Annotated in this window: 11 protein-coding genes; 3 read left to right on the top strand and 8 right to left on the bottom strand. The window is 40.7% G+C overall.

The genetic code is table 11. The features are described 5' to 3' along the window. The first annotated feature begins 15 nt into the window (after nucleotides 1-15). Nucleotides 16-459: a D-aminoacyl-tRNA deacylase gene (gene dtd / locus HMPREF3057_RS04235; protein WP_049520899.1), complete on the top strand. Its 444-nt coding sequence runs from the start codon at nucleotides 16-18 to the stop codon at nucleotides 457-459. A gap of 30 nt (nucleotides 460-489) precedes the next feature. Here dtd and HMPREF3057_RS10435 read toward each other — a convergent pair whose 3' ends face one another. From HMPREF3057_RS10435 to HMPREF3057_RS04205, 6 genes are all read right to left on the bottom strand, one after another. Continuing rightward, entirely contained in the window at nucleotides 490-903 is a 414-nt protein-coding gene (locus HMPREF3057_RS10435; protein ID WP_049520900.1) for a hypothetical protein, read from the bottom strand. A gap of 107 nt (nucleotides 904-1,010) precedes the next feature. Further along, nucleotides 1,011-1,661: a metal-dependent transcriptional regulator gene (locus tag HMPREF3057_RS04225; protein WP_049520901.1), complete on the bottom strand. Its 651-nt coding sequence runs from the start codon at nucleotides 1,659-1,661 to the stop codon at nucleotides 1,011-1,013. Nucleotides 1,662-1,744: 83 nt separating this feature from the next. Continuing rightward, nucleotides 1,745-2,239: a thiol peroxidase gene (tpx, locus tag HMPREF3057_RS04220; RefSeq protein WP_070696520.1), complete on the bottom strand. Its 495-nt coding sequence runs from the start codon at nucleotides 2,237-2,239 to the stop codon at nucleotides 1,745-1,747. Nucleotides 2,240-2,354: 115 nt separating this feature from the next. After that, nucleotides 2,355-3,287 (bottom strand): metal ABC transporter substrate-binding protein, encoded by a 933-nt coding sequence (locus tag HMPREF3057_RS04215; RefSeq protein WP_000733063.1) that lies wholly within the window; start codon nucleotides 3,285-3,287, stop codon nucleotides 2,355-2,357. 25 nt (nucleotides 3,288-3,312) lie between these two features. Next, on the bottom strand, nucleotides 3,313-4,161 hold the full coding sequence (locus HMPREF3057_RS04210) for a metal ABC transporter permease (RefSeq protein ID WP_000634601.1): 849 nt from the start codon (nucleotides 4,159-4,161) through the stop codon (nucleotides 3,313-3,315). Then, a complete protein-coding gene (locus HMPREF3057_RS04205; protein ID WP_000619158.1) occupies nucleotides 4,158-4,880 on the bottom strand; it encodes a metal ABC transporter ATP-binding protein in 723 nt (240 codons plus the stop codon). The genes HMPREF3057_RS04210 and HMPREF3057_RS04205 overlap by 4 nt, the downstream gene beginning before the upstream one ends. A gap of 179 nt (nucleotides 4,881-5,059) precedes the next feature. Here HMPREF3057_RS04205 and HMPREF3057_RS04200 point away from each other — a divergent pair, with 179 nt between their 5' ends. After that, nucleotides 5,060-6,952, top strand: a complete 1,893-nt coding sequence (locus tag HMPREF3057_RS04200) for a M13 family metallopeptidase (protein WP_070696517.1) — start codon at nucleotides 5,060-5,062, stop codon at nucleotides 6,950-6,952. Between the two features lie 38 nt (nucleotides 6,953-6,990). On the opposite strand, the gene HMPREF3057_RS04195 is transcribed toward HMPREF3057_RS04200, so the two are convergent. Then, nucleotides 6,991-7,620 carry an MBL fold metallo-hydrolase gene (locus HMPREF3057_RS04195; RefSeq protein WP_070696514.1) on the bottom strand — a complete coding sequence of 210 codons (630 nt, stop codon included), beginning with the start codon at nucleotides 7,618-7,620 and terminating at the stop codon, nucleotides 6,991-6,993. A gap of 101 nt (nucleotides 7,621-7,721) precedes the next feature. Next, a complete protein-coding gene (locus HMPREF3057_RS04190) occupies nucleotides 7,722-8,915 on the bottom strand; it encodes a ferredoxin reductase family protein (protein WP_000838551.1) in 1,194 nt (397 codons plus the stop codon). Between the two features lie 554 nt (nucleotides 8,916-9,469). Between HMPREF3057_RS04190 and HMPREF3057_RS04185 the strand changes: the two genes are divergently transcribed. Then, nucleotides 9,470-13,555, top strand: a 4,086-nt coding sequence (locus HMPREF3057_RS04185; protein WP_142350338.1) for a YSIRK-type signal peptide-containing protein, incomplete at its 3' end; no start/stop codon positions are given.

The following is a 13,555-nucleotide window of genomic DNA, read 5'->3' as shown; positions in this document are numbered from 1 at the left end:
ACTAGAAAGGCTATTATGAAAATCATTATCCAACGGGTTAAAAAAGCCCAAGTGAGTATTGAAGGTCAGGTAGAGGGAAAAATCAATCAGGGTCTCTTATTGCTGGTCGGTGTTGGCCCAGAGGACCAAGAGGAAGATTTGGACTATGCTGTGAGAAAGCTTGTCAATATGCGGATTTTTTCTGATGCAGAAGGCAAGATGAATCTGTCTGTCAAGGATATTGAAGGAGAAATCCTTTCTATTTCTCAGTTTACCCTCTTTGCGGATACTAAGAAAGGCAATCGCCCAGCCTTTACAGGTGCAGCCAAGCCGGATATAGCAGCTGCCTTCTATGAGGCTTTAAACCAAAAGCTAGCTCAGGAAGTCCCTGTTCAGACAGGCATCTTTGGAGCGGATATGCAGGTGGAGCTGGTAAATGATGGGCCAGTTACCATCATTCTTGATACTAAAAATAGATAAGAAAACCAAGCCAGCTGGCTTGGTTTTTGTTTATAGACACTCCCAGAAGGTGATGTGTTTGTTGTAAAAGTCGGGATAGTTTTCTCTTAGGTGGCTAGCCGTTATATAGTATAAAGTAGAATGACAGGAAGTAAAGACTGGAGTAAGAGAGTAGAAATACTGAGGGTCAGTGATGGCTAAAAAGACAAATAATAGAAGGTCAACGGAGAGAATCCCTAAGTAGTAGAGGCGAATTTTTTTGTTCATCTGAGGATAAATCTCAGAGAACTGTTTTTTGAGTCGGAAGACTAAGCGAGACAGCAGTAGTCCCTGAGCAAGGATGAAAATGAAGCAAAAAATCAGACCTCTCTCCAAAGAAAGTTCGTATCGAGGTCTGAAAGTTACCAACAGTAGCAAATCGCAGAGTACAATGGCTACAAAATGGATTCTAAAGAGCTTTTTCATAAGATGACCTCCCTCTTTTATCTAGCTTCATTCTACACCAAATGAATGGGACTTACAACTAAAATGACAAAAAATCCCTGAAATGAACTTCTTTCAAGGATAAGGGCTTAGTTGATTTTTTCGACATAGAGTTGTTTGGCGATATCCATACTAACTTGGAGGTCTTCGTCTTTGTTGACCAGAGTAAAGCTATTGGAAAAGCCATCAAACTGCTTGACTTGGAGTTGGTCACCGATATGAATTGCGTGCTTTTCTAGATATTTGAGTAGTTCAAAGCTATCATGAACGCGAGTCAGGAGATAGGTTCCAGCTTCCTGGACGGCCGCTAGTGGCAGGTTATTGATTTCAACCAAGAGTTCTCCCTCGGCTGGTATGGTTCCACCGTGGGGACAGGTTTTAGGGAAGCCCAGTAGTTTATCCAGTCTCTTTACAAATAGGTCAGAGACAGTGTGCTCTAGGACCTCAGCTTCTTCGTGGATCTGGTCACTGGTATAGTCGAGATGGTGAACTAGAAAGACCTCAATCAACCGGTGTTTGCGATAGAGCTCAGAAACCAGTTTGAGGCCAATATCTGTCAATAGATAGCCATTCTCCTTATCCTTGAGGATGAGATTTTCACTTTTCATGCGTTTGATCATCTCTGTTACAGCAGGCGGAGAGACCTGCATACGGGCAGCAATCTCTTTGTTGGTGATTTTTTGCATCTCCGTACCGATTTCATAAATACATTTTAAATAATCTTCTTTATTTGGAGTCATTCGTTTCCTCTTGTTCATTCTCTCCATCTAGTATACCAAAAAAAGCTAGATTTCTCTAGCTTTCTGCCCTAATGGCTTTGATTTTAGTCCAGTTCTTTCACTGCAGCAATAGCAGCTTCAAAGTCTGGTTCCGTGTTGATATTGTCAACGTATTCTACATAACGGATGACATTGTCAGTATCGAGAACAAAGACGGCACGTGCAAGGAGATGCCATTCGTTGATCAAGAGGGCATAATCGCGCCCGAAAGAATGGTCAAAGTAGTCTGAAAGCATGATGGCATTATCAAGACCTTCAGCTCCGCACCAGCGTCCTTGGGCAAATGGTAGGTCCATAGAAACGGTAAGAACGACGGTATTGTCGAGGTTGGCAAGTTCTTGGTTGAATCGACGTGTTTGCGTTGAGCAGATACCAGTATCGATAGAAGGGACAACACTCAAAACTTTTTTCTTTCCATCAAAGTCAGATAGTGTTTTTTTAGAGAGATCGGTTGTAGTGAGAGAAAAGTCAAGTGCCTTGTCTCCGACTTGCAGTTGTTTACCTGTAAAGGTTACAGGGTTTCCGAGAAAAGTGGTCATGAAACTACTCCATTCTTTTTTCTTTTATTTTACCGAGAATTATCAGATTTTTCCAATGATTTGACCGGAAAGTGTAAAAAAACGCCAATTCGGTGAGAATGACGTTTTTAATGGATTATTTTGACAAACCTTCAGCAATCTTGTCAAGGTTGTATTTCATCATGTTGTAGTAGCTGTCACCTTCTTTACCTTCTTCAGCGATTGAGTCAGTAAAGATTTGTGCGTAAATTGGGATATTTGTGTCTTGTGAAACAGTCTTCATTGGACGGTCATCGACACTTGATTCAACAAAGAGTGATGGAACTTTTGTTTGGCGAAGTTTTTCAACCAAGGTCTTGATTTGTTCAGGTGTTCCTTCTTCTTCTGTGTTGATTTCCCAGATGTAGGCACTTGGAACTTCGTAAGCTTTAGAGAAGTATTTGAAGCATCCTTCGCTGGTTACAATGAGTTTTTTCTCAGCAGGGATATTGTTAAATTTCTCTTTAGCTTCCTTGTCCAGTTTGTCTAGCTTTTCAGTATAGTCTTTGAGATTTTTTTCGTAGAATTCCTTGTTGCTAGGGTCTTTTGCAATCAACTGTTTAGCGATATTTTTAGCATAAATTATCCCATTTTCAAGGTTGAGCCAAGCGTGTGGGTCTTCTTTGCCTTTCTCGTTTTGACCTTCAAGGTAGATGATATCTACGCCGTCACTAACTGCATAGTAGTCTTTGTTTTCAGTTTTCTTGGCATTTTCGACCAATTTGGTAAACCAAGCATTGCCACCTGTTTCAAGGTTGATACCGTTATAGAAAATGAGGTCAGCCTCAGAAGTTTTCTTTACGTCTTCAGGAAGTGGTTCGTACTCGTGTGGGTCTTGACCAACAGGAACGATACTATGAAGATCAATCTTGTCACCAGCGATATTTTTAGTAATATCAGCAATGATAGAGTTAGTCGCTACAACCTTTAGTTTTTGGTTTGTAGATGCTGTATCTTTTTTCCCACTAGCACAGGCAGCTAATCCAATGATAGAAAGAAAAAGAACGAGCAATGTACCTAATTTTTTCATTAGATTCCTCCAGAAGGGTTTCCCCTTATTTATTGATTTTTTTATTTTTTAGTTTCAAGTATCGTTGCTTTGGAGAGATAAAGAAACTGATTAAGAAGAAGCTGGCAGATGTGAGCACGATGCTGGATCCTGCTGCGAGGTTGAAGCTATAGCCGATAAAGAGTCCCAAAACAGAAGCGGTTGCCCCTAGGGTTGATGAAAGAAAAATCATGCTCTTTAGGCTATTAGCATAAAGGTAAGCCGTCGCAGCTGGGGTGATCAACATGGCCACGATAAGAATCGTTCCAACACTTTGCATGGCAGTGACTGACACAAGGGTCAAGAGCACCATGAGTAGATAGTGATAGAAATTAACAGGCATTCCCATGGCTTTAGCCAAAAGCTCGTCAAAGGATGTAATCAATAGTTGTTTAAAGAAAATCCCGATAATCAAGAGAATCAATGCCCCCACACCAATGGTGATCCACATGTCCGTATCTTGGACAGCGAGGATATTCCCAAAAAGGATATGGAAGAGGTCTGTCGAACTCTTGGCAACACTAATCAAGATGACACCTAAGGCTAAGAAAGATGAAAAGGTAATACCAATGGCAGTGTCACTCTTGATGATAGAGTTCCCCTTGATGTAGGTAATGATGATGGAAGCCATCAAGCCAAAGATGATCGCTCCAATAAAGAAATCAATTCCCAGGATAAAGGAAAGGGCTACGCCGGGCAAAACTGCGTGAGAGATGGCATCCCCCATGAGAGACATTCCACGTAAGATGATAAAACATCCCACGGCTCCAGCAACCACCCCGATGACTATAGCTGTTATCAGGGCATTTTGTAGGAAATGGAAATGTTGCAATCCATCGATAAATTCTACTATCATAGGTCACCTCCATTGAAAAAGAGTTTGCTACCGTAAGCCTTCTTAAGATTGACTTCGGTAAAGGTTTCTTCAGTTGAACCAATAGCAACCAATTCTCGATTGAGAAGCATAACTTGGTCGAAATAATGAGGGACTTTGCTGAGGTCATGATGGACGATGAGAACTGTTTTACCAGCTTTTTTAAGGTCTCTCAGTGTATTCATGATAATCTCTTCACTGATCGAGTCAATCCCGACAAAAGGCTCATCTAAAAAGATGTAGTCAGCTTCCTGCACTAAGCAGCGGGCAATCAAAACACGTTGGAATTGTCCTCCAGAGAGCTGACTGATTTGGCGATCAGCATAGTCTGAGAGTCCAACGATTTCAAGTGCATCCGCCACTTTTTTCCAGTGGCTGGCCTTTAAAGTGTGGAAGAGCGGGATAGATGGATAGAGTCCCAGTGAGACACATTCCTTGACCTTGATAGGGAAATTGTAGTCGATATGGATTTTTTGCTCGACATAGGCAACTCGATGTAAAGATTTCTTGACTTCTTTGTCATCGAGAAAGGCCTGACCTTCGTGTGGGATAATTCCCAACATACTTTTTAATAAAGTTGATTTTCCAGCACCGTTTGGACCAATAATTCCGGTAATAGTTGGTCCGTGGAGCACTAGTGAAATATCCTTTAGTGCCAACGTTTCTTTGTAGGAGACACTGAGGTTTTCGATACGTATCATACAGTTATTTTCCTCCTGTCTTTTAATATACATTAAAAAAAAAATTAAGTCAAGTTAATTTTTAAAAAATTTAAAATAATAACTGAAAAATGAAGAAAAAAGAGAGACCATTTTTAATTGCATTCCCAAGTGTTTTTTGCTAAGCTAAGAATAAGTGAAAAAATGAAAGCGAGAACAAGATGACACGTTATCAAGACGATTTTTATGATGCAATCAATGGAGAATGGGAAAAAACAGCTGTTATTCCAGCTGATAAATCTCGAACAGGTGGCTTTATTGACCTTGATGAGGAAATTGAAGAGTTAATGCTGGCAACTACGGACAAGTGGTTGGAAGGCGAAGATGTTCCAGAGGACGCTATCCTCGCAAATTTTGTTAAGTACCATCGTATGGTACGTGATTTTGATAAGAGGGATGCAGATGGAATCAAGCCTGTCCTTCCTCTGCTCAAGGAATACCAAGATTTGGAGAGCTTTGCAGATTTTACCAGCAAACTGGCAGAGTTTGAACTAGCAGGTAAACCAAACTTCCTTCCATTTGGAGTATCACCAGACTTTATGGATGCCAGAACCAATGTTCTCTGGGCAAGTGCACCAGGAACTATCTTGCCAGATACAACCTACTATGCTGAAGACCATCCTCAACGTGAGGAGCTCTTGACGCTTTGGAAGGAAAGTAGCGCAAATCTTCTCAAAGCCTATGATTTTTCAGATGAGGAAATCGAAGACTTACTAGAGAAGAGATTGGAATTGGACCGTCGTATCGCAGCAGTGGTTCTTTCAAACGAAGAAAGTTCAGAATATGCCAAACTCTATCATCCATACGCTTATGAAGATTTCAAGAAATTCGCTCCTGCCATACCTTTGGATGATTTCTTCCAAGCTATTCTTGGGCAAGTGCCTGACAAGGTTATCGTAGATGAAGAGCGTTTCTGGCAAGCAGCAGACCAATTTTATAGTGAAGAAGCTTGGCCTTTGCTTAAGGCAACCTTGATTTTAGCTGTGGTGAATCTTTCAACCAGCTATCTAACTGACGAGATTCGTGTTTTGTCAGGTGCCTACGGACGTGCCCTTTCAGGTGTTCCAGAAGCTCAGGATAAGGTCAAGGCAGCTTATCACTTGGCCCAAGGACCTTTCAAGCAAGCTCTTGGTCTCTGGTATGCGCATGAAAAATTCTCTCCAGAAGCCAAGGCAGACGTAGAGAAAAAAGTAGCAACTATGATTGACGTTTATAAGGAACGCTTGGCTAAGAACGACTGGCTCACACCTGAAACGCGAGACAAGGCCATTGTCAAACTCAATGTCATCAAGCCTTATATCGGTTATCCAGAGGAATTGCCAGCCCGCTACAAGGACAAAGTAGTGGATGAAACTGCTAGTCTCTTTGAGAATGCTCTAGCCTTTGCGCGTGTGGAAATCAAGCACAGCTGGAGCAAGTGGAACCAACCGGTTGACTACAAGGAGTGGGGCATGCCTGCTCACATGGTTAATGCCTACTACAATCCTCAGAAGAACTTGATTGTCTTCCCAGCAGCCATTCTACAGGCTCCATTCTATGACTTGCATCAGTCGTCTTCAGCCAACTATGGTGGTATTGGTGCTGTTATTGCCCACGAAATTTCTCATGCCTTTGACACAAATGGCGCGTCTTTTGATGAAAATGGTAGCCTCAAGGATTGGTGGACAGAGAGTGACTATGCTGCCTTTAAAGAAAAAACGCAGAAAGTTATCGACCAGTTTGATGGGCAAGAATCTTACGGTGCAAGAATCAACGGGAAACTAACCGTGTCTGAAAACGTTGCTGACTTGGGAGGAATTGCTGCTGCCCTTGAAGCTGCCAAGAGAGAACCAGACTTCTCAGCTGAAGAATTCTTCCACAACTTTGCTCGTATCTGGCGTATGAAAGGCCGTCCTGAGTTGATGAAACTCATGGCCAGTGTCGACGTGCACGCGCCTGCCAAACTCCGTGTCAATGTTCAAGTACCAAACTTCGATGACTTCTTTATAACCTATGATGTCAAAGAAGGCGACGGCATGTGGCGTTCACCAGAGGACCGTGTGATTATTTGGTAAGACAAAAACCGAGGAAATTATCCTTGGTTTTTTGTTTGCTAGAAAAAGGGATTAAAGGTCTTTTCGTGAGAGATGGTCGTAGCCGGGCCGTGCCCAGGATAGACATCGTAGTTAGGAAGAGTGAAGAGTTGAGTCTGGACACTATGGAGAAGTTGTTCCATGCTACCTGTAGGAAGGTCTGTCCGTCCGATGGTTTCGCGGAATAGAACATCTCCGGTTAAGACTAGATGGGCATCAGGAAAAACCAGAGAAACACCTCCGATAGAATGGCCAGGTGTTGGCAATACCGTAAAACGAAACTCTTCGATCTGGTATTCCTCATGAAAGACATAGGTGTGTTCAGCTGGTTTGCAGACGACATCAGCCATATCATCATGACGAGGTAGGCCAGAGAGATTGTCAACAGGAGTATAGAGCCAGCTGGCTTCACTTTCTGCTACATAAACGGGGGGCTTTCCAAAAGTATCTCTAACCAAGTCCAGACTCATAATATGGTCGTAGTGGGTGTGGGTCAGGAGAATCGCACAGACTGGTTTGTTGATTTTTTCGATAGTCTTGCGGATAGCTTCCCAATGGCTACCTGGGTCAACCACAATCAGGTGTTGGTCTCCTTCTAGATAATAAGTGTTTTCATAGGCAACGGGATTCACGGTTTTATGGATTTTCATAAAGGCTCCAATCTCAAAGAATGTACTAAACTAAGTATAGCATAGAAGAGAGAAATAAAGTGAAAAGAAAGTCCCTCTTTTGTGTTAGAGGGACAATGATCTTATTTAAACTTGAAACCTTCGTAAATGAGTTTTGCTTTGGGATTCTTTTTCTTAATTTGCTTGGCAAGGGCCTTCATCATAGGAAGAGGTCCACACATATAGACTGTAGTCTGGTCAGGGATTTCTTCTTGATCCAAAGTCAGGTATCCTTTTTCATTGCTATCGACTAGCTGCAGGTCAAAGTTAGCATTTTGACGGGCGTAGTCACGAAGTAGATCTAGGTAGACAGCATTTTCCTCTCCACGGAAACTATAGTAGAAACGAACGTTCCTGTCTAGGATAGGATGCTCCCGGATATAAGAGATGAAAGGTGTCATTCCAATTCCACCTGCGATCCAGATTTGCTGCTTTGGACCATGTTCCATAGTCATATGTCCATAGGCGCGATCAACTGCAACCTTGCTACCAACTTGAAGATTGTCATAGATATTCTTGGTGTGGTCACCAGAGTTTTTTATCGTAAAATAAAGAGTTCGTCCTTGCCCTCCTGAGATGGAGAAAGGGTGTGGGGCAGTCTCAAAACCTTTTTGGAAAATTTTTAGAAAGGCAAATTGTCCATATTCGTAGGTGAAAGGATGACTGAGCTCTATTTCAATTTCAGCTGTATCGTGGTTGAGGCGTTTGATTCCTACGATTTTTCCAAGATAGGTGAAACCGACCTTTTGATAAAGGAAAATAATATAAAAACCTGCAAGCAAGCCTAAAAGAGCATAGATTCCAAAGATAAGACCTAGGAAACTAAAGGAGAGGAGGCGATTTCCCATGATCATCAAAACATGAAAAAGGCCAAAGATATAGGCTAGATAAACCAATCGATGAATCCATCTCCAAGCTTCATACTGGATGTACTGTCCCAGATAGGCAACCAGAATGATACTGATAAAGATATAGATAGCGATATTTCCAAACTGTGCGGCCAAATGCGAACCCCAGAGACCGCCCATGCTAAAGTTGTGTAGGGTTAGTAGGAGAATGGATAGAAAAGCCGTGAATTTATGAGCTAGATACATCTTTTCAAGTCCGTTGAACCAAGCCTCAAGCAAGGGTAAACGGCTAGCTAGTATAAAAGTAAGTGAGAGGGTAGTGAGAGCTAAACCAGGGATTAGAAACTGACTAGCACCTGAACTGAGCCAAGCTAGGATAGTCAGAAGCATACTAAGTCCGATAAATAAAATACCTTTTAATGATTTCATAGTAGAAGTCCTTTCATGGATTTATCTTATATTAGATGTAATAAGATTTGTTACATTTTAACAAAAAAAGAATCTCTAGTCAAGGTTTAGATTCTAGGCCTCTAAGTCAAATCTTCATGATAATCTATAAATAATGGCTAAGAAATATACTGTTAAATTTGTGCACTTCTTATAGAAAATTTTTTGTTATAACAATGTAAGACTTGGGAAAATTTAACTTCTACAAGACTCTAAAAAATAAATTGATACATCAAAGTGTATTTTATTTAATTATAAGATAAATGGTTCCTGGAATTTAAACGCTGTAAACCTGCATGAATATTGGTTTTTTAAAGTATTTACCATTAAATTATTTTTGTATTTTTCTAAAATAAAATTATATAAATTGTTGAAAAAGATAGGGAAAAGTGTTAGTATGAATATGCATATTGAATACGAGGATATAATCCTTTTAGAATAATGAAATTTAAGGACCATTTTTCGAGTAGGGAAGAAATTTCGTTTTTTCTATATTTCAATATCGACATAATAAAAATAGGGAGGTTGTGTATCTTATGAAGAGTAAGCAACAGGGGTTTAGAACGGAGAAGTACATTCGTTATGGTATTCGGAAGTACAGCTTTGGGGCAGCGTCGGTGGCAATTGCGGCCGGTTTGATGATGTTCCTAGGTAATGGTGCGGTATCGGCAGCGGAAGTACAAGGTGCAGATGCAACAGTGGCAACGACAACACCAGTAGCAACAAAGGAGTCGGAGTCAACTATAACGGCGGAGAAATCTGAAGCTAAGGCGTCAGAAAAAGTAGTAGAGACTAAAAAAGTTGATAAGACTGCTCTGACTAAAAAAGTAGTTGAGTTAGAAGCGAAGATTGCATCTGCAAAGAAAGCTGATGCAACAGCGATAGCTACTGCAAATGAAGTATTGACTGCGGCAAAGGCAGTTCTTGCAAACGAAACTGCAAAACAGGCTGATATCGATGCAGAGCATGCTAAAGTTGAAGCTTTGATTACAGTTGTAGTTGAGTCAGACGAAGCTGGGAAACAAGTTGAGGAAACAGCAGAAACTACAGCAGTCAAACCAGTGGCGACCACTGCTACAGAAAAAGCAGAAAAAGTAGAAGAAACAAAAGAAACTGTCGAACCAGTCCAAGAAGGTAAAAAAGTCTTAGAACAAGTTACGTCTGAAGCTGAGGTAACCAATGTTTTAGCAACTGAAGCAGTCCGTAGAAATAAGCTTGAGGCTGAAAACAAAGCAGCAATTGAGGCGGCGATAGCTAATAATAAGGAAGTTATTGCAGAAACCAAAAAAGTCCTAGCGAATGATACCCTTACAGCTAAACAAATCAATGATCAATTGTCACGCTTAAATGATTCCATTATTGCTGTCTACAATGATTTGAAGAAAGCGGGAGTTGGAAAAGACGGAAACTTCGGAGTAGCTTTGGCTGCTCAAGATTTCTATGCTGAAGAGGGTTCTAACACAACTCATGCATCGGAAACAAACGCTTCAAATCATACTGGTAAAGATACCTATACAATTCCGGTACAAGAAATTAAATTAATTACGGGTACTGATGCTACAGGGCTAGAGATTGAAGTCTATTCTAATCAACGGACTGGTGAAGATACCAATGCTGGAAATGGGATGCATACAGAACAAGGTGGAAAAACTGGTCATAACAACAAAGGACGTGTAGACTATCCATTAACCCCTGATGCCGCTAAAAAGTTAGCTGAAGAAGCACCACTTTGGAGAAATAAACTCCGTGCGGATGGGTCAAGAATTTCAAACTCTGCGACGTCAATATACTCTGCTAACGGTGGTTATGAATACCTAGCTACAGAAATTTATGGCTATGGGTATGAACAAGGAGTTGACAGAGTTTATATTAAAGGTTTGAAAGATCGTATCGCTGTTTCTGAAAATGCCAAGCAAGCTGGTTGGAGTTTAACTTCTGTAACCCCAACTAACCTTGTGCCGGGATTGACATACGATTCAGAAACAGACACAATTCAAGGAAAAGTTATAGCGGATATTGAAAATGGAGTTTATGATTTACGATTTAATATTACTGCGACCAATACAGATGGTCGAACAGTAACTTTCCAAATTCAGAATCTTCGTGCTGGTTGGGTCGGGTGGCAAGATAGCACGCCTCCTAAAATAAAGTCAGACTCTGAGCGTTATGATCGTAAAGTAGGTGATGATGCTAATGTAAACATTCAATTCTATGATGAATCAGGTGCTAGTGCAACACCAGCAAATAGTCGAGGAACTTATAACTACACGACGGTTGAAGGAAAAGTTGTAAGAGTGCCTCAAAGATTTTCTAGAGCAGTGACAGGAGTTTCAGGATATAACACCATTGGTGAACAATTAGATGATTCTAAAGTCCTAATTCCAGGTACTAGCTATAGTGTTGCAAACAGTACTTCTGATGAGCAAGCTGCTGATCAAACGAATATGGGGAGAGGAATCATTTCTGGAAAATTAACTGAAGCAGGAATTTACACAGTCTCCGTATTTGCAAAAGATTATGATAGATTGGCTAATAATAATGTCTGGAACCAATCTGGACAAGAAGCACATGCTACTGTAACATTAGTCGTGAAACCAAAGGTTGAGGTTCAAAACGTTGAAACTTACTCAACAGTTGTACCAGTAAAAATTTCTAAAGGTGCTACAAGTGCTAAGGTTACAATGCCAGATGGAACTGTAACAAACTTGAAAGCCGTTAATGGTAAATGGCTTGTAGACAGTGGTTCAACCAATACAGCGGTTACTGAAAATCAAGAACTAGGTGCTGTAGATTCGAATACCGTCTTTAATATTCCAGTCACGTCAGAAGCAACTGCAAAAGTTGGTGTTGATAATATCAAAGTAGAAGCATCAGCTGAAAATGTTAAGGGAACTTTCTTACGTGAACAAGTTGAGTTAAATGGAACAGATGGGCAAAAACATACTGCGACTTTTAATAAGGCTACTGGACACTGGGAGTTACCTGGCGACTATGCTGAAAGTAAAACACTGAATGGTGATGGTACGACAAGATGGACTAAACGTCAAGTGTACACAGAAGCTCAGCAAGACGGTGGTATGAAATTTTATATCTATGAGTACATTCGACAGCTTGATAGCGCTGGGAAAGTGACAAGTGTAGAAACGCCAACTCGTCCAGAAACGATTTATGTTTCTAAGAACACTAATCAAGTAGGTGATGGCATGTCAGTAACTGTCACTTATGACAAACATTCAAATACATGGGCGTCATCTGATGGAACGGAAGTGACTGCTACAAAGCTTGGAAATGACTCTTGGGAAGTTCATACTAAGTCAGGATTTGGTGGGATTATTAGAGGAACGATTGCTACAAATACTGATGTGGCAACTGTTGTAAATACAAAACCAACAGCAACTTCACAAGATTATACTTCAACAAAAGGTACTGCGGTTGACCCTCGTAATGAAGCAAAAGCTGCAGTAAGCATCTCAGACTCTGAAGATACTAAATACGGAAAAACTACCTATATCACTCGAATCACAGTAACATCGCCTTCAGGAGTTCAAAAAGTATTTGATACTAAACAAGATGCAAATAACTACAATATTGCTAGTGGATATAGCTTAAATGAAGTAGGGGTATATACTGTTAAGATTGATGTTATTGATAGTAATGGAAATTACACTACTGAAGCAACAATCGGTGGAACTGAGTCGGGAGTTGATCATGGAGTTGATTCATCAACCGCTACAACAACCTACCATATTACAGTAACTGATACGATTGAAGGGCTTAATGTGACTTCGACTGATATTCAAGGTGCTACTCAAAAAGAAACTCCAACCTTTACATCTGTTGGAGATGAATCACCAGTAAAACCAAGTGCTTCTTCGCCTGCTAAGTTAGTAGATCCAAAAACAGGTGGATTTGTTGATACTCTAACAATTGATGGTCAGGGTACCTACTCAATTAATAATGAAACAGGTGAAGTAACTTTTGTTCCATTGAAGACATTCACCGGTACAGCTACACCTGTCACAGTTTCACTTACTGCAAAATTAGGAAAAGATGCTAATGATACGGATATTACAGCAACTGCTACAGCAACGTATACTCCAACTGTAATACCTGTTAAACCAACTTCTACAGATGATGAGTCTGAAGGACCTAAAGGACAAACACAAAACGGTACACCAACTTTTACTGGTGGTAAAGTTGAAGTAAATGGTGTAGAGAAGACTGTTGAAATTGATGAAAATGTTAAACCAACCTTTGATGATGGCACGACTAAGAAAGTTGTTCCGGGAGAAGGAACTTATACCATTGATGAAAATGGTGTGGTAACTTTCACACCAGAAAAAGACTTTGTTGGAAAGGCTTCAGGAGTTACAGTCAAACGAGTTGATAAGAACGGAACAGAAATAACTGCAAAATACACTCCAACTGTACGTCCAATTACTTCATTTGTAGATACTAAGGGGAATACATTAATTCCAAGCGAAGACGGCGAACAACCTAAGAAAGATATTCCAGGCTACCGCTTCGTAGAGACCAAGAAACTTCCAAATGGAGATACAGAGCACGTTTATGAGAAGGTTAAGACTAGTCATAAGGATAAGGAAGGGAACGAGATTCCAGGC

Origin of the sequence: Streptococcus sp. HMSC072D05 (genome assembly GCF_001815805.1) — a bacterium.
GTDB lineage: Bacteria > Bacillota > Bacilli > Lactobacillales > Streptococcaceae > Streptococcus.
The sequence above is the reverse complement of the archived record's forward strand: the minus strand, read 5'-3'. Positions and strand labels throughout refer to the sequence as shown.